This is a genomic window from Methylophilus sp. Leaf416 (assembly GCF_001424665.1).
GTDB lineage: Bacteria > Pseudomonadota > Gammaproteobacteria > Burkholderiales > Methylophilaceae > Methylophilus.
The window spans coordinates 323,388-344,045 of sequence record NZ_LMQS01000002.1; the positions used below are offsets into that span (position 1 = coordinate 323,388).

General features: G+C 48.1%; 18 protein-coding genes. 8 read left to right on the forward strand and 10 right to left on the reverse strand.

Features of this window, described 5'->3' with window-relative positions:
* Positions 1-15: 15 nt before the first annotated feature.
* The 5 genes from ASG34_RS06435 to ASG34_RS06455 all read right to left on the reverse strand — a co-directional run bounded on the left by ASG34_RS06435 (position 16) and on the right by ASG34_RS06455 (position 6,203).
* The gene (locus tag ASG34_RS06435) at positions 16-234 is read right to left on the reverse strand and encodes a formate dehydrogenase subunit delta (protein ID WP_055828268.1); all 219 of its coding nucleotides are present in this window, start codon (positions 232-234) and stop codon (positions 16-18) included.
* 96 nt (positions 235-330) lie between these two features.
* Positions 331-1,227 (reverse strand): formate dehydrogenase accessory sulfurtransferase FdhD, encoded by an 897-nt coding sequence (gene fdhD, locus ASG34_RS06440; protein ID WP_055828271.1) that lies wholly within the window; start codon positions 1,225-1,227, stop codon positions 331-333.
* Entirely contained in the window at positions 1,227-4,148 is a 2,922-nt protein-coding gene (gene fdhF / locus ASG34_RS06445) for a formate dehydrogenase subunit alpha (protein ID WP_055828274.1), read from the reverse strand. The genes fdhD and fdhF overlap by 1 nt, the downstream gene beginning before the upstream one ends.
* Positions 4,149-4,165: 17 nt before the next feature.
* A complete protein-coding gene (locus ASG34_RS06450) occupies positions 4,166-5,731 on the reverse strand; it encodes a formate dehydrogenase beta subunit (protein ID WP_055828277.1) in 1,566 nt (521 codons plus the stop codon).
* Positions 5,724-6,203 carry a formate dehydrogenase subunit gamma gene (locus ASG34_RS06455; RefSeq protein WP_055828279.1) on the reverse strand — a complete coding sequence of 160 codons (480 nt, stop codon included), beginning with the start codon at positions 6,201-6,203 and terminating at the stop codon, positions 5,724-5,726. The genes ASG34_RS06450 and ASG34_RS06455 overlap by 8 nt, the downstream gene beginning before the upstream one ends.
* A gap of 121 nt (positions 6,204-6,324) precedes the next feature.
* Between ASG34_RS06455 and moaA the strand changes: the two genes are divergently transcribed.
* The 8 genes from moaA to lplT all read left to right on the forward strand — a co-directional run bounded on the left by moaA (position 6,325) and on the right by lplT (position 14,821).
* The gene (gene moaA, locus ASG34_RS06460; protein ID WP_055829120.1) at positions 6,325-7,335 is read left to right on the forward strand and encodes a GTP 3',8-cyclase MoaA; all 1,011 of its coding nucleotides are present in this window, start codon (positions 6,325-6,327) and stop codon (positions 7,333-7,335) included.
* On the forward strand, positions 7,336-7,884 hold the full coding sequence (mobA, locus tag ASG34_RS06465; protein ID WP_055828282.1) for a molybdenum cofactor guanylyltransferase MobA: 549 nt from the start codon (positions 7,336-7,338) through the stop codon (positions 7,882-7,884).
* A gap of 133 nt (positions 7,885-8,017) precedes the next feature.
* Positions 8,018-9,286 (forward strand): molybdopterin molybdotransferase MoeA, encoded by a 1,269-nt coding sequence (gene moeA / locus ASG34_RS06470; RefSeq protein ID WP_055828285.1) that lies wholly within the window; start codon positions 8,018-8,020, stop codon positions 9,284-9,286.
* An 86-nt stretch (positions 9,287-9,372) separates the two neighbouring features.
* The gene (locus ASG34_RS06475; protein WP_055828288.1) at positions 9,373-10,173 is read left to right on the forward strand and encodes an energy transducer TonB; all 801 of its coding nucleotides are present in this window, start codon (positions 9,373-9,375) and stop codon (positions 10,171-10,173) included.
* Between the two features lie 3 nt (positions 10,174-10,176).
* The gene (locus tag ASG34_RS06480) at positions 10,177-11,655 is read left to right on the forward strand and encodes a sensor histidine kinase (RefSeq protein ID WP_055828291.1); all 1,479 of its coding nucleotides are present in this window, start codon (positions 10,177-10,179) and stop codon (positions 11,653-11,655) included.
* A gap of 107 nt (positions 11,656-11,762) precedes the next feature.
* On the forward strand, positions 11,763-12,224 hold the full coding sequence (locus ASG34_RS06485; protein ID WP_055829123.1) for a peroxiredoxin: 462 nt from the start codon (positions 11,763-11,765) through the stop codon (positions 12,222-12,224).
* An 11-nt stretch (positions 12,225-12,235) separates the two neighbouring features.
* Positions 12,236-13,630 carry a PhoH family protein gene (locus ASG34_RS06490; protein ID WP_055828294.1) on the forward strand — a complete coding sequence of 465 codons (1,395 nt, stop codon included), beginning with the start codon at positions 12,236-12,238 and terminating at the stop codon, positions 13,628-13,630.
* Positions 13,631-13,651: 21 nt separating this feature from the next.
* The gene (lplT, locus tag ASG34_RS06495; RefSeq protein ID WP_055828297.1) at positions 13,652-14,821 is read left to right on the forward strand and encodes a lysophospholipid transporter LplT; all 1,170 of its coding nucleotides are present in this window, start codon (positions 13,652-13,654) and stop codon (positions 14,819-14,821) included.
* Between the two features lie 74 nt (positions 14,822-14,895).
* Here the strand turns inward: lplT and ASG34_RS06500 are convergent, their stop codons facing one another.
* The 5 genes from ASG34_RS06500 to ASG34_RS06520 form a co-directional block, all read right to left on the reverse strand.
* On the reverse strand, positions 14,896-16,221 hold the full coding sequence (locus ASG34_RS06500) for an NAD(P)/FAD-dependent oxidoreductase (protein ID WP_055828300.1): 1,326 nt from the start codon (positions 16,219-16,221) through the stop codon (positions 14,896-14,898).
* Positions 16,222-16,289: 68 nt separating this feature from the next.
* The gene (locus tag ASG34_RS06505) at positions 16,290-16,802 is read right to left on the reverse strand and encodes a c-type cytochrome (RefSeq protein WP_055828303.1); all 513 of its coding nucleotides are present in this window, start codon (positions 16,800-16,802) and stop codon (positions 16,290-16,292) included.
* Between the two features lie 145 nt (positions 16,803-16,947).
* A complete protein-coding gene (locus ASG34_RS06510) occupies positions 16,948-17,430 on the reverse strand; it encodes a c-type cytochrome (protein WP_055828306.1) in 483 nt (160 codons plus the stop codon).
* A gap of 221 nt (positions 17,431-17,651) precedes the next feature.
* Positions 17,652-18,530 carry a quinoprotein dehydrogenase-associated putative ABC transporter substrate-binding protein gene (locus tag ASG34_RS06515; protein ID WP_055828307.1) on the reverse strand — a complete coding sequence of 293 codons (879 nt, stop codon included), beginning with the start codon at positions 18,528-18,530 and terminating at the stop codon, positions 17,652-17,654.
* Positions 18,531-18,774: 244 nt separating this feature from the next.
* Entirely contained in the window at positions 18,775-20,640 is a 1,866-nt protein-coding gene (locus ASG34_RS06520; protein WP_055828310.1) for a PQQ-dependent dehydrogenase, methanol/ethanol family, read from the reverse strand.
* Between the last annotated feature and the right edge of the window lie 18 nt (positions 20,641-20,658).

A 20,658-nucleotide genomic window follows, 5' to 3' on the forward strand; every position in this document is an offset into this window, starting at 1 on the left:
TTAACGCAGAATGATTCAAGCTTGAATATGTTGCTGAATGGCAGCCAAAACCTTGGGGTGCAAGCCCGCGCCCTGCTGTTGTTGCACATGCGCCACCAGCGATTTAATCATCACCGAGTTCCAGAATTTTTTCAAATGACTGGCAATTTCCAGCTTGGCATCTTCCACATCCGGATTTGCCTCAAAAAAATCGCCAATCTGGTTGGCCATTTTGATTAATTTATCGACTTCCATCGCTTGCTCTTTTCAAATCAACAATCAGTTAACTGTTCAATCACAGATATCAACACCGAATAAGCAGAATTATCTTTTCTTCGATTCGATTTAAATCTAGCCTGTTAATTCGCCATGGTAAACCACGCACTGTGCTGGCCTGGCAAACCCTACCAGCAAAAAATCCTGTTCTTGTGCCAGATTCACCGCTAATGCTGTCGGGGCAGAGATAGCTACTAATGCCCGGCCACCGGCCATAGAAACTTTTTGTACCATTTCATAACTGGCGCGGCTGGTTGTCAGCACCCAGTGCTTGCTCCATAACTCGCCAAACTTAAGATTCTGCCGCAACAATAATCCAATGAGTTTATCCAGCGCATTATGCCTGCCGACATCCTCACGCACATGCAATACGTCGCCCTGGTCATTGACGATTGCACACGCATGGGTTGCTCCGGTGATTTGCTGTAGCGGTTGCTGCGATTTGAGTTGCGCTATGGCAGTATCAATCGCTTGCAGTGAAAGGTTGGGCCTAGATGTTGTTGGCAGTGAAGGAATCTTGAAAACCTGGTCCAGGCTTTCCGCACCACATAAACCGCAGCCGGTACGGCCAGTCAGGTTACGCCGTTGCTCTTTGAGCGCCGCAAACTGTGCCGTGGCTAACTCGATATGCAATTCAATGCCCTTCAACAGACCATTAGCATGATGGATGGCTTTTGCGTCGATTCCGTAAATTTGCGCGCGCTCGCTAATAATGCCTTCGGTAAATGAAAACCCGTAGGCAAAGTCTTCCAGGTCAGCTGGCGTTGCAAGCATCACCACGTGCGAAATGCCGTTATACACCAGCGCGACCGGTACTTCTTGTGCAAGCGTATCCACCACGCTTTGTGGTTGCCCATTACGCCAGCGGGTTACCTCAAATTCGTGGCCTGCTTGATAAGCAGTGAGTGGCTGCCAATCGTTGCTTGTGTCCGCGATTGGGCAGTCATCATATTCAATTGCTGGTTGAGCCATCAGGAAACAACCGTTTGCGGATCCATCCCCGACAATTCGATTTGCGTATCGCTGAAGGTGCGGTAGTCTTTCTGCCACTCTGACAACTGGTTCACCTTGGTTACCTGCACCGCTGTCACTTTATATTCCGGGCAATTGGTGGCCCAGTCGGAGTTATCGGTAGTGATCACATTGGCGCCAGATTCAGGGTGGTGGAAAGTAGTGTACACCACGCCCGGCTGCACGCGCTCGGTGATCTTGGCGCGCAACACCGTTTGGCCGGCACGGCTGCTTATACCTACCCAGTCACCTTCCAGAATGCCGCGGTCTTCAGCATCATGTGGATGGATCTCAATCTTGTCTTCCGTATGCCAGACTACATTTTCAGTACGGCGCGTTTGCGCACCAACGTTATATTGCGACAGGATGCGGCCGGTCGTCAGGATCAACGGGAATTTTCCGTTGACGCGTTCAGTCGTAGGCACATATTGCGTGACGAAGAATTTACCTTTGCCGCGTACAAACTCTTCGACGTGCATGGTCGGCGTACCAGTCGGCGCTTCATCATTACAAGGCCACTGGATACTACCCAGTTCATCCAGTTTTTTGAAACTCACCCCTTTAAAAGTAGGTGTCAGCGCTGCAATTTCATCCATGATGTCGCTGGCATGGTTGTAATGCATAGGGTAACCCAATGCCTCTGAGAACTTGGCTGTAATCTCCCAGTCCTCCAAACCAGCTTCGTGCTTGCCATCTTCCCTGAGACCATTTTTTGGCGTCATCACCTTACGCACCGGCGAGATACGACGCTCGGCATTAGTAAAGGTACCATTTTTCTCGAGGAAAGAAGCACCGGGGAAAAATACGTGCGCAAACTTCGCTGTTTCGTTCAGGAACAAGTCCTGCACAATCACGCATTCCATATTCTCCAGCGCATGCGTCACGTGCTGGGTATCCGGATCAGATTGCGCGATATCTTCACCAACGCAATAAACAGCTTTAAAGCTGCCTTCAGCCGCCAGGTCCAGCATGTTAGGGATACGCAATCCTGGGTCTGCGCTCAAAGGAACCCCCCAGGCTGCTTCAAACAATGCGCGCGTTTCGTCATCTGACACATGGCGATAACCGGGGAACTCATGCGGCATGGAGCCCATATCACAAGAACCTTGAACGTTATTCTGTCCACGCAACGGGTTGACGCCTACGCCTTCGCGGCCAATATTACCGGTCGCCATCGCCAGGTTGGCGATACCCATCACGGTGGTTGAGCCCTGGCTATGTTCAGTCACGCCCAGGCCATAATAAATAGCAGCATTACCTCCCGTCGCAAACAGGCGCGCGGCTTCGCGTACTTTTTGCGGATCCAGTCCTAAATCTTTGGCCAGCGCCTCAGGTGAATTTTCCGGTTTGGCAACAAAGTCACGCCAGGCCACGAAAGAATCCCATTCGCAACGCTCTTTGACAAAGTCCTCTTTAACCAAACCTTCGGTGACTACGACATGTGCCAATGCACTGATCAGTGCGACATTGGTACCTGGGCGCAAATTGAGGTGATAGTCCGCACGAATATGAGGTGAATTTTCTACCAGGTCAATCGCACGCGGGTCGGCTACGATAAGTTTGGCGCCTTCACGCAGGCGGCGTTTCATCAATGAGCCGAAGACTGGATGACCGTCGGTTGGATTGGCGCCCATGACAAAAATCACATCCGACTTCATCACGGAATCAAAGGTCTGTGTACCGGCAGATTCCCCCAGTGTTTGTTTTAAACCATAACCAGTCGGGCTGTGGCAAACGCGCGCGCAGGTATCTACGTTATTACTGCCGAATACAGCGCGAATCAGCTTCTGCGTCACGTAGACTTCTTCGTTAGTACAACGGCTGGAAGTAATGCCACCGACTGCATCTTTACCATATTGAGCCTGGATACGTTGAATTTCACTGGCAGCATAGTTAATCGCCTCATCCCAGCCCACTTTTTGCCATGGATCATGAATGCTCTTGCGTATCATCGGGGTGGTGATACGGTCAGCATGGGTTGCATAGCCCCAGGCAAAACGGCCTTTAACGCAACTATGTCCATGGTTGGCGCCACCTTCTTTGGTCGGCGTCATACGTACCACTTCTTCGCCCTTCATTTCGGCATCAAAGCTGCAACCGACACCGCAATAAGCACACGTGGTGGTCACGCTATGTTCTGGCGTACCTGCTGCTATCACGGTTTTTTCCATCAGGGTAGCAGTAGGACAAGCCTGTACGCAGGCACCACAGGACACACATTCTGAATCGAGGAAATCCTGGTTACCAGCAGACACTTTGCTATCAAAGCCGCGGCCCTGTATGGTCAAGGCAAAGGTGCCTTGTGTTTCTTCGCAGGCACGCACACAGCGGGAACAGACGATGCATTTTGACGCATCAAACGTAAAGTAAGGGTTGGATTCGTCTTTAGCCTGACCAAGGTGATTCTCACCTTCATAGCCATAGCGGACCTCGCGCAGGCCTACTGCACCTGCCATATCCTGCAATTCGCAATCACCGTTGGCGGCACAGGTCAAACAATCCAGTGGATGGTCGGAAATATATAATTCCATCACCCCACGGCGCACATCGGCCAGTTTTGGTGTTTGCGTTTTGACTTTAATGCCTGAAGCGACAGGCGTCGTGCACGAAGCCGGGTAACCGCGACGACCTTCAATTTCCACCAGGCACAGTCGGCAGGAGCCGAAAGCTTCCAGCGAATCGGTCGCACACAGTTTAGGTACGGTTACGCCACCCAATTGTGCCGCATGCATAATTGAAGTACCTTCAGGCACAGTCACGTCGACGCCGTCGATATTCAGCGTCACCATGACATCGCTGTCAGATTTTGGTGTGCCGTAATCTTTGTTCGCGTCGTACTTCAATACTGAATGTTGGGAAGGGGTATATTTGATGTCATCCATAATGTCACCTTTACTGCCTAGGCAGCAGCTTCTTTATTACTCAGACCAAAATCTTCGGGGAAATGATTCAGCGCACTTAGTACCGGGTAAGGCGTCATCCCACCCAGTGCGCATAAAGAACCATTCAGCATGGTGTCCGACAAGTCCCGCAGCAACTGCACATTCTGCGGATGATTTTTACCGGCCACAATTTTATCCATCACTTCGACGCCACGGGTAGAACCAATCCTGCACGGCGTGCATTTACCGCAGCTTTCAATGGCGCAGAATTCGAACGCGTAACGTGCCATTTTGGCCATATCCGCCGTCTCATCAAACGCCACGATGCCGCCATGACCGAGTACCGCCCAGATTTTGCCAAATTCTTCATAATCCAGCGGTGTATCAAACTGGCTTTCCGGCAGGTAAGCGCCTAATGGGCCACCAACCTGCACTGCGCGGATAGGTTTACCGGAGGCCGAGCCACCGCCATAGTCATACAACAGCTCGCGCAAGGTGGCACCAAATGCCAGTTCAACCAATCCGGTTTGCTTCAGGTTACCCGCTAGCTGGATAGGTAGGGTGCCGCGTGACCTGCCCATGCCGTAATCGGCATAATATTGTGCGCCTTTATCCAGAATGATAGGCACGGTTGCCAGCGAAATTACGTTATTAACAATTGTCGGCTTGCCAAACAAACCTTCAATCGCAGGCAATGGTGGTTTGAAACGCACCAGGCCGCGTTTGCCTTCCAGGCTTTCCAGCAGCGATGTCTCTTCACCGCAGACATAGGCGCCGGCGGCACGCCGTACTTCCAGATGAAAGGTTTTACCGGAACCCTGAATATTTTCACCCAGGTAGCCAGCTATATTTGCCCGGCGGATAGCTTCATTCAAGGTTTTGAGCGCATGCGGGTATTCGCTACGCAGATAGATATATCCCTGGGTAGCACCGACAGCGATACCGGCAATCGTCATCCCTTCGATCAGGACAAACGGATCGTCTTCCATGATCATGCGGTCAGAATAAGTGCCGGAGTCCCCTTCATCGGCATTGCAGACCACATACTTCTGCTCTGCCGGTGCATTCAGCACCGTATTCCATTTAATGCCGGTCGGGAAAGCTGCACCACCGCGGCCACGCAAACCGGAATCCGTGACTGCTTTCACAATGTCAGCCCCGCTCAATGCCAGTGCATTTTTCAGGCCTTTGTAGCCATCATGGGCCAGATAATCTTCCAGCGATACCGGATCGGTAATCCCTACGCGGGTAAATGTCAGGCGTTGCTGTGTTTTCAACCAGGCAAGCTCTTCGGTTAATCCCAGATATAAAGGATGCCCTTTTGCAGAATCTGACAGTGCATTAATAAAATTTGCATCAAACAGACTGGCAACATCTTTAGGTTGCACCGGGCCAAAAGCGACGCGACCTTCGGCAAGCTCCACTTCCACCAATGGCTCCAGCCAGAACAGTCCGCGTGAACCGTTACGGATCAGCTGTATATCAATACCTCTTGCTTGCGCTTCTGCCACTATGGCTTTGGCAGTGCGTTCGGCGCCTAGTGACAAGGCGGTCGAGTCAATCGGCACATATACCTTAACCATGGCAAACCTCGGCAATCAGCTCAGAAACCTTTTCACTATTCATGCGTCCATACACTTCATCATTCAGCATCACCGCCGGTGAGCAGCCACAGTTACCCAGGCAATACACGGGTAGCAATGTGACCTTGCCGTCTTGGGTTGTTTGATGGTAATCCACGCCTAGTCTGGATTTGAGTTCAGTCTCAAGTTTTTCGGAACCCATAGCCTGGCAGGATTCCGCACGACAAATCTGCAACACATGCTTGCCAATCGGGTGTGTACGGAAATGGTGGTAAAAACTGACGACACCATGCACTTCAGCGACTGAAAGTGCTAATGCCTTGGATATATCGGGATAAATAATCTCAGGGACATAGCCGATATCATCCTGAATCGCATGTAAAAGAGGCATCAAACCACCCGGCACATGCTGATGTGCTTGGATATGTGCTTTTATGAGCGTCTGCTGCTCCTGGCTTAATAAATGATCCAAACTAACCTCGCAGTTACAATTTAGTTACATTCTATCACCCCGAAATCATACGCTTTATTCATCCCTTGTGAAACCATGAAAAGGGCATAGAATATTGATTACTTTAAAATTAATGGACGCAATGCAATTTTCGACTCACATTCCCTCGCAGCTTATCGACCAGTTTGGCCGGCATGTCGACTACATTCGCCTGTCAATCACAGACCGTTGTGATTTCCGTTGCCAGTATTGCATGGCTGAAGAAATGACATTTTTGCCTCGCGATGAAGTGCTGAGCCTTGAAGAATGTTCGCGACTGGTTAAATTGTTTGTCCGTATGGGCGTGACGAAAGTTCGTATTACCGGCGGCGAACCATTGGTGCGCAAAAATGCCATGTGGCTGTTTAAAGAGATAGGCCATTTGCCAGGCCTGCAGGAATGCCTGCTCACTACTAACGGTAGCCAGCTGGATAAACACAGCCTGACTTTAAAAGCCGCTGGTGTTAACCGTATCAATATTTCTCTAGATAGCCTGGATGAAGAACGCTTCCGCAAGATCACCCGTGTCGGTGAACTGCCAAAAGTGCTGTCCGGCATTGAGCATGCCATTCAAGCCGGATTCAGCAATATCAAACTTAACACTGTGCTGATGCGTGGCATTAATGATGATGAAGCCTTCGACCTGGTGAACTTTGCTATCCAGAAACATATTGATATTAGCTTTATTGAAGAAATGCCATTAGGTGAAGTTAACCATGACCGTGAAAGCAGTTGCATCAGTAATAACGAAACGCTGGCACAATTAAAAAATAAGTTTTCACTCACCCCGAGCATGCATAAAACCGGTGGCCCTGCGCGTTACTGGCAAGTGAATGGAGAAAAAACAAGAATCGGGTTTATCTCCCCGCATAGCCATAACTTTTGCGAAAGCTGCAATCGTGTGCGCATCACCTGTAAAGGTGAATTATTCTTATGCCTGGGACAAGAACATAAAATTGACCTGATGCCACTTTTGCGCACTCACCCTAAAGACGATATGCCCCTGGTTGAAGCTATCTTGCAAGGCATGCGCATCAAACCCAAAGGACATGACTTTGATTTACAGCGCGCAGCGCCAGCCGTAATTCGATTTATGTCGCATACAGGCGGTTAAATGCAGGTTACCGCAGTTATCCTGGCCGGCGGGCGTGGTATGCGTATGGGTGGCATTGATAAGGGGCTAGTCGATTATCAAGGCAAAACGATGGTGGCACATGTGCTTGACCGCATACAGCCACAAGTGGCGCAAGTCATGATTAATGCAAACCGTAACCTCGAGACCTATCACCAGTTCGGTGTACCCGTAGTCACAGATGCTAATACGCAGTTCGACGGTCCGTTATCAGGTTTTCAGGCAGGTTTAAAACATACCCAAACTGACTGGCTACTGACAGTGCCATGCGACTCACCCCTGTTGCCGCTGGATTTAAGCCAGCGAATGTCGCGAGCGATTAACCACTCAAATGCTTTGATAGCAATTGCACGTAGTAGCAGCGGAGACCATCCGGTGTTTTGCCTGCTTCATCGCAGTTTAAGCAACGATCTTGATGCATTTCTGCAAGAGGGGCAGCGCCGCGTCAGTGCCTGGCAAGCACGGCATACACCGGTGTTTGTTGATTTTGAAGATGAGCTAGCCTTTACTAACATTAATCATGCACTTTAGCTGTATCCACAAGTAGATATAAATAGCCCTACCGTCTGGACTGCGAACAACCTTGGATCAGACTTGATTTTTAACATGGTGGCTGACGCCACAGCCTGTAAAATAATGATTTTGCAATTGGTGAATATTTGTCATGCAATCTTCTGATTTAGAACTATCCGATTTAGCGTCAAAGGCCTCGTGCGTGGATGACTATGACCCGAACGCGATGTCAGTGACACAGGCACGTCACTACATCCAGCAGTTCTTAAGCCCGGTCAGCGAAACTGAAACAGTAACACTCAAAGACAGTTTGGGACGTTTTTTAGCCAAACCAGTGATTTCCGGCATGAATGTGCCTGGCCATAATAATTCGGCTATGGATGGTTTTGCCTTCAGGCATGCAGAAGGGGGGAATCCACTCAACGTGATCGGTACTGCATTTGCGGGCGCTCCGTTTACTTCAGAAATTCCGGCCGGCTGCTGCATCAAAATCATGACTGGAGCGGTCATCCCACCTACCGTTGATACGGTCATCATGCAGGAACAAACCTCAACTGAAGGCGAGTTGGTTACCCTGGTAAAATTGCCGGCTTTGGGCGCCAATATCCGCCTGACCGGAGAAGATGTAGCGATAGGCCAAACGGTGTTGACGCCTGGTCATCGCATTGAACCTGCAGATATGGGTCTGCTGGCCTCTTTGGGGATTGGTGAAATTGAGGTCTATCGTCGATTAAAAGTGGCTTTTTTTAGCACTGGTGATGAGTTGGTAAGCGTCGGCAAACCTTTGCAACAAGGGCAGATTTATGACAGTAACCGCTACAGTTTATGGGGTGTGTTAGAAGCAATTGGTGTGTCAGTCACTGACCTTGGCAATGTGGCCGATGACCCGACTGCCTTGGAAAAAACTTTGCTGGAAGCCGCCTCTGGGTACGATGTAGTAATTACCAGTGGTGGCGTCTCGGTCGGCGAAGCAGACTTTATGAAACAACTGCTAGCCAAACATGGACAGGTTTTGTTCTGGAAAATCAACATGAAGCCAGGCCGGCCGCTGGCTTACGGCAAAATCGGCACTGCGCATTATTTTGGACTGCCTGGTAACCCGGTGTCTGCGATGGTGACTTTCTACCAGTTTGTTCAGGAAGCGCTCAAAACTTTGATGGGAGCAGCTCACCTGGCAACACCCTCTTTTCAAGTCGAATGTGTCAACGCCATCAAAAAGGCTACTGGCCGTACTGAATTTCAGCGGGGCATATTGTTTAAAGAAGGTGAAACCTGGAAAGTGAAAACCACTGGCGAACAAGGCTCTGGTATTTTAAGTAGCATGAGCCGGGCCAATTGCTTTATTGTGCTTAATGAGCAAACCGGCGCACTGGAAGCTGGGACTTTGGTAGAAGTGCAACCTTTCCATGGCGTGTGCTAGATAACAAACCTTCAGGCACTGGCAGGAATGCTAAAAAATAGCTTATAGTGTCGGGTCGTATAGGGCTTTAAGGTTAGGGTTTAGGCGTGCAAGCCGTTCTACAAGAATCAAAAACACAGTTCAAACATGTATTGGAGTGGTGCCTGATTGGCTCGCTGCTGGTACATGCATTGATCATGCTTTATATTCCCAAACCTACTTACGAAAAGCCCCCGGTCCAGAAACAGGAAATTCAAATCGAGCTCGTGAAAGAGACACCACCAGCAGCGGTTTCGCCTCCAGCCGAGCCTGAGCCAACGCCACCTACACCTGAACCACCCAAGCCTGAACCGGTAAAACCACCACCTAAGCCGGTAGAGCCTAAGCCTGCGGAACAAAAACCAACCCTGCCGCAAAAGGCATCGCCTCTGCCGGAACCACCGGTAGAGCCTACCCGGACAGTTACAGAAGCGCCGGCGCCTTCAGTGATTACGGCGAAACCAACCGCTAGCGAGAGTAAAGCTGAAGTGGTCCCGCCGCCAGCACCGCCAGCACCGCCTGCACCACCCCCTGAGCCTCCCAAAGCGACGGGGCCTAGTGAAGGTGATATTGAAGCTGCGCGCAATGCGTTTAGAAACGCAGCACACAGGGAGCTAAAGAAAAACCAGCGCTACCCCAGAATTGCGCAAGACAGGGGCATTGAAGGTGATGTCAAACTGAGCATTAACATTGATGACCATGGCAACATCACAGGGATCGAAGTGCTTGAGTCCAGTGGCAATAAAGCGATTGATGAGGCGGCACTGGCAGCCGCACAGAAATCGCAGTTAAAACCGCATTTTAACGAGATTCTGCGCGGTAAAATCAGCAATATTGTAGTGACTGTCAGCTTCAGATTGTCCAGCTAGCACATGGCACTTTCCCACGGAAAATTTAAAAAAGCGTTTACGCAACGGGCGTATGGCAAGTCTCTTCGACACTTATTGCTGTTTCATGACCTGTACTTTATTGCCCTGATTATTCTGGCCGTGGCCAGTGGTGGCTACGGCATTTATCTATGGGATAAAGCCTCCAAACAATCCCAGCGTATCAATATCGTTATCCAGGAAATTTATCTGGTCAGGGGCGATTTATATCGCCAGGTAAAGGAGTTATTCGATGCTTTTTTTCTGCAGGAAGAAAATGCGCTCAACGAATACAACCACTACACGGCATCCATTTTGTTGCACCTGGAGCGCTTGCAAAAGATTGCGATTGATGAAGAAGAAAGAACTGCGCTTAGCGAAATTGAAAGTAAATACCGCAAGCTTGTAAATGAAGCACCGACCTTGTTCTACCGCTATCAGAACAACCCGAACAAACAGGCGCAGAAGTCTATTTACCAGGATATTGAAACCGGTATTTTTACGCATTACGAAGAAGTATCCAAACGCGCTGAGCACCTGCTGATGATCAAGCAAAGCGAGATCAAAAATCGCCTGGAAGATGCCAGAAGCAGCTCAATTGCAGTGTTGTCATTGCCACTATTGCTGGCCTGTGTACTGATTATTTATTCAAGGCGCATTTTAAAGCGGTCCATCGTCAAACCAATCAATGACATCATGATTGCTACCAATGCGATCAGTGCTGGCAACCTGAGCCACCAGGTGCCTGAAGCAGGTGCGGAAGAGCTGGCGGTGCTATCTAAAGAGATTAATAAAATGGCCGAGGATCTGGCCTTAAGCCGTGATGCCCTCGTTAAAAGTGAAAAACAGGCGGCACTCGGCCTGCTGGTGCCGATGCTGGCACATAACATCCGCAATCCGCTCGCCAGTATTCGCGCAACAGCCCAGGTGATTGATGCGCCGGACCGTGATACCCAGGAATCTGTGCAGGGGATCATACACACTGTAGACCGCCTGGAAAGATGGACTGGCAGCCTGCTCTCATATTTGCACCCGATTAAACCGATGCTGAACCAGCTAATGCTGTCGTCAATTGTGCAAGGTGCGATCATGACGCTGCAGCCCAAACTTAATGAAAAAAACATCAAAATCATTGAAGACAGTGCCAATATAAAACGCCTGATATTGACTGATGAGCACCTGCTGGAACAAATGCTCTATAACTTATTGCTCAACGCTTCTGAAGCCTCTCCGAAAGGCTCTGAGATTCATATTCAGTGTATACTTTTAGACAATACGTTGACGCTGGTCATCATAGATCAGGGCCCCGGAATGCCGTTTAAGCCAGATCCGCATGCCATCACACCTGGACCAACCACCAAACGCTTTGGTACCGGCCTGGGTATTCCTTTTGCATTCAAAGTCTGCGAAGAGTTAGGCGGCGCCATGCAGTTTGACAGCCAGGCCGGCAATGGCACCCGCATCACTATTTCATTACCTCAATAACCTGGACCACACAAAAGCTTGATTGCGTTAGCGACTAATTTTCTTTTTCTGCTTGCTTAATTTTGGTTTTTTATCAACAATGTGGTTAAGCATTTGCCATGAATATTATGTTGAATTCACCTGCTCCCGCGTTATCCTTGCCAGCCACCTCCGGCCTTCAATTCAAAGTCAGCGACTATTTGGGGAAATACATTGTTTTGTATTTTTATCCCAAAGATGCGACGCCTGGCTGTACCACTCAAGGCATCCAGTTTCGAGATATGCATGCTGAGTTCACAGCCGCAAATGCCGTGATTTTCGGAATTTCGCGGGATACACTTAAATCTCACGAAAACTTCAAAGCCAAGTACCTGTTTCCGTTTGAGTTAATCTCCGATAGCGAAGAGCTTGCCTGTCAGGCGTTTGATGTGATTAAAATGAAAAACATGTACGGCAAGCAGGTACGTGGTATTGAGCGTAGTACGTTTTTAATTGATCCGAAAGGCACCATTGTCCACGAGTGGCGTGGTGTCAAGGTCGATGGCCATGCCGCAGAAGTGCTGGCCTGTATCCAATCTTTCCACTCATAAAGTGATTTTCTATGGCACGTGCTCCACAAACTAAGCTGTTCGTTCTGGATACCAATGTACTGATGCACGATCCTTCATCGCTGTTCAGGTTCGAAGAACACGATGTGTACTTACCGATGGTGACCTTGGAAGAGTTGGATAATGGCAAAAAAGGTCTTACGGAAGTTGCCCGAAATGCGCGCCAAGCCAGCCGTTTCCTGGAAGAAATCATGGGTAGCGCCGATACTGATAACTTGGAAGCTGGCTGTTCGCTAGCGATCAAGGGTAATCGCCACCTGCCGGGAAAACTGTTTTTCCAGACGGAACATGTGCCTACAGATTTGCCAGGATTGGCAGGGAGTAAAGCAGACAACCAGATTATCAGTGTAGTTCTGTCACTTAAGAAACAAACCCCTGACCGTAACGTCATCCTGGTCAGCAAGGATATTAATATCCGCATCAAGGCACGCGCAATGGGTGTGCCTTCTGAAGACTACTTCAACGACAAAGTGCTGGAAGACAGCGATATGCTGTATACCGGCTTGCGAGAGCTACCGGAAAACTTCTGGGAGGAACATAGCAAAGACATGCATTCCTGGCAGGAAGCAGGCCGGATGTTTTACAAAATCAGCGGACCGGTTGTGAAATCGCTCCTGATCAATGAATTTGTGTTTTATGAATACAACAAACCTTTTCATGCGATAGTGCGCAAACTTGAAGATAATTCTGCGGTGCTGGAAGTGGTGCATGACCATGCAAACCCCAAGCACAATGTATGGGGCATTACCGCGCGTAATCGCGAACAGAACTTTGCTTTAAATCTGTTGATGGATCCTGACATTGATTTCGTGACCTTGCTCGGCCAGGCAGGTACCGGTAAAACATTATTGACCCTGGCGGCCGCCCTGACGCAAACCCTTGATAAAAAACGCTATTCTGAAATCATCATGACCCGTGTCACCGTACCGGTGGGTGAAGATATCGGCTTTTTACCAGGCACTGAAGAAGAAAAAATGGCGCCTTGGATGGGCGCACTGGAAGATAACCTGGATGTGCTGAACAAGACTGATGAAGATGTCGGTGAATGGGGCCGTGCTGCAACACAGGATTTGATCCGTACGAGAATCAAGATCAAGTCGCTCAACTTTATGCGTGGCCGCACTTTCCTGAATAAATTCCTGATCATTGATGAAGCGCAAAACCTGACGCCGAAACAGATGAAAACGCTCATTACGCGCGCAGGCCCAGGCACCAAAGTTGTCTGTTTGGGCAATATTGCGCAAATTGATACACCTTATTTAACAGAAGGTAGCTCTGGCCTTACTTATGTGGTTGACCGCTTCAAGAACTGGCAGCATAACGGCCACATCACCCTGATTCGTGGCGAGCGTTCGCGCCTGGCTGATTTTGCGGCAGAGGTGTTGTAGACATTCGTCTGCCCTGCTGCCATGGTCAAAGGCTTTTATACCCTACTGATTGCCCAGTTTTTATCGGCAATTGCCGATAATGCACTCCTGTTTGCAGCCATTGCCCTGCTCGCGCAACTGAATGCCCCGACTTGGCACGAGCCTTTGTTGCGCGAGTTTTTCGTCATCTCCTATATCCTGCTAGCGCCGTTTGTAGGCCCCTTTGCTGACGCGTTACCCAAAGGCCGGGTCATGTTTTTAAGCAATGGCCTCAAGTTCGCAGGGTGTTTGCTGGCGCTCGCTGGTGTACCTCCACTATACGCCTATGCGGTGGTGGGTATTGGTGCAGCGGCGTACTCCCCGGCTAAATACGGCATCCTGACTGAAATGCTGCCTTCGCATCTACTGATCAAAGCCAATGCGTGGATGGAAGGCACGACAGTGACCGCCATTATTCTGGGACCAGTGTTTGGATCTACAATTGCTGCCGCGACCAGCCCTTATGTGGGTATTGCGTTTATTACGCTGCTTTATCTACTGGCGGCAGCGTTTAACTATTTCATCCCTAAAGTACCTATCGACCACAAGGTAGAGCAAAAGACGCTCAAGTACTTGTTGAAGGACTTTTGGCATGCATTTATTACCTTGTGGAAAGACCCGCAAGGCCAGGTTTCCCTGGCGGTAACAACACTGTTCTGGGGCGCCGGGGCGACTTTGCAGTTTGTGGTTCTGAAATGGGCAGACGTGAAGCTCGGCTTTACACAGCAGGAAGCGACTTACCTGATCGCGATTCTGGCTGTAGGCATTGCTGCCGGTTCAGTCATCGCCTCGCGCTATGTCCAGCTGGAGAATGCCGTTAAGGTATTACCAGCAGGCATTTATATGGGCATCCTGGTGATCAGTATGGTACTTATTACCAACCCGATTGTAGCTGCTGTTTTACTGTTTGTGATTGGCGTGTTGTCAGGCTATTTTTTAGTGCCGCTGAACTCTCTGCTACAGCATCGTGGCCATCATTTGCTGGGTGCCGGGCACTCGATCGCTGTGCAAAACTTTAACGAAAACATAGGCATACTACTGTTACTGGGTGCCTATACCTGGATGGTGGGTGCAAAGTTCGAAATCAATACCATTGTGGCAATATTTGGTGTGTTTATTATTGTCAGTATGTCGTTGATTACATTCGTTTACCGTAAACATATTCAACGTTAAGTAAACTAAACACTTTGGGGCTAAACAAAAAGGGCGCTTGCAGCGCCCTTTTTGTTTTTTGACATGCTGAGTGATTAGTGCAGTTTCACATGTGGTTCGGTACGTCTGGATATCAGGCGGCCGATGCTATGCACAATCACCGCCAGCACGCCATGCAATGCCATCAAATGCATTTTATACAGGCTACGGTACATCACACGGGCAAATAAGCCCTGAATATACATGCTGCCGCCAGCCACAGCACCCATCAAGCTACCGACAGTAGAGTATTTACCAAGGTTAACCAGTGAGCCATAATCGCGGTAATGAAACTCTGGCAGCGTTTCTTTGCCTGCCACGCGTGCTTTCACTGTTTTCACCAGTAATGATGCTTCCTGATGCGCAGCTTGCGCACGTGGCGGCACCGTCGTGTCGTGGCCCAGCCATGGACAGGCGGCACAATCACCAAAAGCAAAAATATTTTCGTCACGCGTGGTTTGCAGGTGCTGGTTAACGACTAGTTGATTAATTCTATTCGTCTCCAGGCCATCAATATCCTTTAGGAAATCCGGTGCCTTAATACCCGCTGCCCACACCACCAGTTCCGCAGGAATAAAACGACCACTATGTGTGGTAATCCCTTTAGGAGACACTTCAGTCACGCGCTCACCAGTAAAGACGTTCACACGCAGTTTACGCAACTCAACATCTACGGCGTAAGAAAGCTTATTCGGTAACGCCGGCAAAATGCGGTCGCTGGCTTCAATCAGTGAAATTTTGACATCACGATCCGGGTCAATCTTGTCCAATCCGTAGGCAGTTAATTCACGTGTGGTGTTATGCAGCTCAGCAGCGAGTTCAACACCGGTGGCACCCGCGCCTACGATAGCAACTTCCAGCTGACCAGGTTTCAATGCTTCAGATTGCGTCTGCGCCCGTAATAATGCGTTGTGCAGGTAACGGTGGAACCGTTGTGCCTGGGAGTGAGTGTCTAATGCCAGTGAGTATTCACGTGCTCCGTTGATGCCAAAGTCATTAGTCGTACTACCAACGGCAATAATCAGGGTGTCATATTTAAACGTACGCCGTGCAATCACTTCATTGCCATCTTCGTCCATAAATGGCGCCAGGCTCACTTCACGCGTAGCGCGATTTAAGCCATCCATACGCCCCAGGCGGAACTTGAAGTGATGCCAATGCGCTTGTGCAAGGTAATCCAGCTCGTGACGGTCTGGATCCATGCTACCGGCTGCGATTTCATGTAATAACGGTTTCCATACATGTGTTCTGGTGCTATCAATCAGCGTGATGAGAGCCTTGTTCTTTTTTCCAAGGGAATCTCCCAGCTTGGTTGCCAACTCCAGTCCACCTGCGCCACCACCTACGATGATGACATGGTGCAAATTATTTTCATCCGTCACACTATATCCTTCAATAAAAAAGCGCGCCTGCCGTACTGCCAAGCGCGCACAACAACTACATTATACCGCTATTCGTTACCTGTGATTTTGGCATGGCTACGAATAAAAGCGATCACTTTCAATACGTCATCTGGCTTCAAACCATCATCTGGTGCCATCAGACCAAAACCTTTTGCACCCATACCGCCATTTGTACCATGCCAGATAGTCTCAAACATGCCTTTGTTAGTGGCATTTTTGGCATACCGGAAGTTTTCACCAATCAGGCCAGGCCCAACCGCACCTTCGCCATGACCACCATGACAAGCTACGCAGGAAAACAAGTTAAATTTCTTTTTGCCTTCCTTGATTGCATCTTCTTTGCCGATATATGGATTTTTGCCTGTGCTTAAAAATTCTTTTGCGGCTGGTGTATCGAACATTTTTGCATCGATTTGCAACGGCTGTCCATCCTGGGTAGCTTCAAATTTGATTGCCTTAATATCCTCTGCAGCTGCCTCTGATCCGGCACCGGATTGACCACCATTACTACATGCCACCAATAACGTAGCAAGAACTGACGTTAACAACAAACTTCTCATGATTGCCCCCCATATGTTTACTTAGATATTCTTTGAAATTAAACAGTTTTTTATTGTTTTAATTATAGATAAAACCGACTGAATCATTGTGCCATAAAAACAAAAAACGGTCACCAAGGTGACCGTTTTAAGTTGGTATTAATTATTATTCGTTACCAGTAGCTTTAACAACGCTGTTGCTACGGATGAAAGCAATCACTTGCAGCACTTCATCTGGTTTCAAGCCATCATCTGGAGCCATCAGGCCATAGCCTTTAGCGCCCATACCACCATTAGTACCGTGCCAGATGGTTTCAAACATGCCTTTGTTAGTAGCATCTTTAGCGTAACGGAAGTTAGCACCGATCAAACCAGGACCAACTGCGCCTTCACCTTTACCACCGTGACAGGCTACACATGAATACAGGTTAAATTTCTTTTTACCTGCTTTGATGGCAGCTTCGTTGCCGATATATGGGTTTTTACCTGTCGCCAAAAACTCTTTGGCTGCATCGGTATCAAACATGGCTTTATCAATATTGATGGTAGATCCGTCTTGAGTAGCCGAAAAAGTTATATCAGCCACGGCGCCTGTTGCAAATGCCAACAGAGAAATCATTACAGCTGATTTAATTTTGTTGCCTAACATGTTGTCTCCTAATCCTAAACAAAATGAGCGGCGTTAATTAGATAACCAAATAATTAACGCATGCTCATTTAACGAATCGTTTCAGAAACGGTTGACGAATATTTCCGAATTATATTCAGAATCTTTCACGTGGCCATTTCAAAACAAGTGGTCGATTTTACTGGGTTTTTTTTCCATTGTCATTAATCGAGGCCTGTTTATAATATTTTTTCAATTCAGTGTTATTTTTTGTACACACTGTCACCTTCAACTACCGGTACGGTTGGAATCCCATAATCTTTCAGGATTGCATCAATCTTATCCTTGTTACGCTCAAGCGATTCATTGATCATCTTGATGCGGTCCTTGTCTTTCATTCTGACAGCAACAGAGATATTCCAGTATTCCTTACCTTTTAAATTAACTTTGTTGTACTCAGGAATCATGCGGATTTCCAAAGGCTCTTTAGATTGCTTTGCATAATAACCAGCAATCGGGCCCCACATAATGGCCACATCAATTTTGCCTGTTACCAAATCATCAATCATAAAGCTGGTTGGCAGGTTCAAATCGCGCTGCAAACGATATGGACGTGCATTGGTCATCAAGTTGTGATCATTTAAAGGAATAGTCGCAGGACTTTGGCCAACAATACCAATTATGCCTTTTTTAAGATCCGGGGAATCCCAATTGGTGATATCGTAGTTGCTGTTTTTACGCCATACGAAGACATGGCCGGAACGGTAATAAGGTTTGGATGTGCGCAGGCCATCAAAATCTGAAGTCATACCGATAATGACATCACATCGCATTGCATTAATCGTATTGCGCAAAAAGCCCTGACGGTTATAGGCATACTGGAAAGTCAGCTTTTTACCGAGATCGTCCGCCAACACTTTTGCAATTTTGTCTTCAAACCCTTCCAACTTGATATTGGAGTAAGGCATATTGTCAGGATCAGAACACACCTTAAACTCTGATTCATCAGCTACCCGGCGCACTTCTCCGATACGTCCTTCATCAGGGTTGATAGAAGGAATCTCTATTTCCTCAGCTAATACTGTTGCCTGTGTTGCCCATAACAATCCAATCGCACCCAATAACTTCCATGTCATTTTCATCTTGATTTCATCCTTGTTGTAATTTCACCTGTCGCCTTTGGAGTATTTTTTGAGCTCAAAAGTTCTGCTAACGTACGACAAGAGGCATCATCTTATCTTGAATAAGATTCTATTTGTAGCCAAAACGTACTTTAATTTCTTTTGTTATTACTAATCATGAATTTCATGAAAAAAAACACCCTGCCGAAGCAGGGTGTTTAAGGAGTCAACGTATTTCTTAAGTTAACTTGAAATAAATTTCAAATTACAGTGAGAATACATTCAATGCACCGCCACCAGGAGCAGCGTTGTATTTTGTCAACTCTTTGTAGCCACCAGCAGCACCCAGTGCGTCGGTGTCGTTAGTCATACCAAGGTTCATCGCAACACCAGCCCAACCGCCGATACCGGACAGTACGCCAACGTATTGTTTACCTTTATGACCGTAGGTGAATGCGTTACCGATTACACCTGAACCTACTTGGAATTTCCACAGTTCTTTACCGTTTTGAGCATCAACAGCTTTGAACCAACGATCCAAAGTACCGTAGAACACGATATTTGTAGATGTAGTCAGAGCACCGCCCCAAGCAGAGAACTTCTCTTTGTTGTACCAAACTTTTTTGTTGGTCATTGGATCATAAGCGCCGAAGCCACCCATTACGCCGTCAGGACCAGCAAACATAGTCAATGTAGCACCAACCCATGGTTGACCTGCAACATATTTAGACTCAACTGGCTCGTATGTCATACACACGTGGTTCAATGGTGTGTACATCAAGCCTGTTTTTGGAGAGTAAGCAGCTGGCTGTTGGTCTTTAGTACCTAAAGCAGCTGGGCAAACACCCTTAGCGTTGTAGTCTTGGTGAGTAGAAGCAGTAGCCAATTTGCTTGGTACGCCTGTTTTCAGGTCAACATCAGTAGCCCAGTTCACGAATGGGTGAACTTTTTCAGCAGCAACTAATGTACCGTTACCAGCTTGCCATGTGTACAGGAAACCGTTGCGGTCATGGTGCCATGCGTATGTTTTGCCACCTTTGTCGAACAGGATTACTTCGTTAATACCATCGTAGTCCCACTCATCGTGTGGAGTCATTTGCATACCCCATTTAGCCACACCAGTGTCTAAATCACGAGCAAAAATTGTCATGGACCATTTGTTGTCGCCTGGACGTACATCTGGGTTCCAAACTGAAGGGTTACCAGTACCGTAGTAAACCAGGTTTGTTTTTGGATCATATGGCCACCAGCCCCATACTGAACCACCACCATGTTGCCAGCCGTCTTTAACAGCCTGTGGTTTCAACCAAGTACGTGTACCCAGTTCTTTTTCGCCTGTTTTCAGTTGGTCGTTAGGAAGTTTTTTGAAAGAACCGCCTTCTTTGTTACCACCGTTAACATCTTGGTATACAGACAGAGCGCTGTATTGTGGGTTTTCTTTGTTGAAGTCAGCACCGATCAATGACTCAGCGTCAGGACCTGATGAGTAAGCTTTCCATGCCAAAGAACCGTCTTTGATGTTGTATGCAGCGATAAAGCAACGTACGCCGAATTCAGCACCTGAACAACCGGTCAATACTTTGTCTTTGTAAACGTGTGGAGCGTTAGTGTTAGTAGCACCTACTTTTGGATCGGTGTTTTTAACATCCCAAACTTTAGCACCTGTTTTTGCATCCAAAGCGATCAAAACGCCGTCGTTTTGTTGCAGGAAGATTTTACCGTCGCCGTAGCCCAGACCGCGAGAAACGTTGTCACAGCACAAAACTGCTTGAACGCTTGGGTCTTGTTTTGGGAAATAGGACCAAACGATTTTTTGGTTATCGTTCAAATCCAGAGCGTATACGTTGTTTGGGAAAGCTGTGTGAACATACATCATGTTACCAACAACTACTGGTGAACCTTCGTGACCACGGTTTACACCAGTTGCAAATGTCCAAGCTGCTTTCAGGTTTTTTACGTTACCTTTGTTAACTTGTGACAGGTTGCTGTAACCTTGATTAGAATAGTTACCGCGTGGGTGTGTCCAGTTGTTTGAATCTTTCATTGCAGCTTCTTGGTCTGCAGCGGCAAATGCGACCATTGGCAATGCTGCTACCAGGCCCAAAGCCAGTTTGATTTTGTTAACTTGCATATTGATCTCCAAAGTTGA

Coding starts and splice junctions, on each gene's coding strand:
- ASG34_RS06435 (WP_055828268.1), bottom strand. CDS start 234: ATGGAAGTCGATAAATTAATCAAAATGGCCAACCAGATTGGCGATTTT.
- fdhD (WP_055828271.1), bottom strand. CDS start 1,227: ATGGCTCAACCAGCAATTGAATATGATGACTGCCCAATCGCGGACACA.
- fdhF (WP_055828274.1), bottom strand. CDS start 4,148: ATGGATGACATCAAATATACCCCTTCCCAACATTCAGTATTGAAGTAC.
- ASG34_RS06450 (WP_055828277.1), bottom strand. CDS start 5,731: ATGGTTAAGGTATATGTGCCGATTGACTCGACCGCCTTGTCACTAGGC.
- moaA (WP_055829120.1), top strand. CDS start 6,325: ATGCAATTTTCGACTCACATTCCCTCGCAGCTTATCGACCAGTTTGGC.
- mobA (WP_055828282.1), top strand. CDS start 7,336: ATGCAGGTTACCGCAGTTATCCTGGCCGGCGGGCGTGGTATGCGTATG.
- moeA (WP_055828285.1), top strand. CDS start 8,018: ATGCAATCTTCTGATTTAGAACTATCCGATTTAGCGTCAAAGGCCTCG.
- ASG34_RS06480 (WP_055828291.1), top strand. CDS start 10,177: ATGGCACTTTCCCACGGAAAATTTAAAAAAGCGTTTACGCAACGGGCG.
- ASG34_RS06485 (WP_055829123.1), top strand. CDS start 11,763: ATGTTGAATTCACCTGCTCCCGCGTTATCCTTGCCAGCCACCTCCGGC.
- ASG34_RS06490 (WP_055828294.1), top strand. CDS start 12,236: ATGGCACGTGCTCCACAAACTAAGCTGTTCGTTCTGGATACCAATGTA.
- lplT (WP_055828297.1), top strand. CDS start 13,652: ATGGTCAAAGGCTTTTATACCCTACTGATTGCCCAGTTTTTATCGGCA.
- ASG34_RS06505 (WP_055828303.1), bottom strand. CDS start 16,802: ATGAGAAGTTTGTTGTTAACGTCAGTTCTTGCTACGTTATTGGTGGCA.
- ASG34_RS06510 (WP_055828306.1), bottom strand. CDS start 17,430: ATGTTAGGCAACAAAATTAAATCAGCTGTAATGATTTCTCTGTTGGCA.
- ASG34_RS06515 (WP_055828307.1), bottom strand. CDS start 18,530: ATGAAAATGACATGGAAGTTATTGGGTGCGATTGGATTGTTATGGGCA.
- ASG34_RS06520 (WP_055828310.1), bottom strand. CDS start 20,640: ATGCAAGTTAACAAAATCAAACTGGCTTTGGGCCTGGTAGCAGCATTG.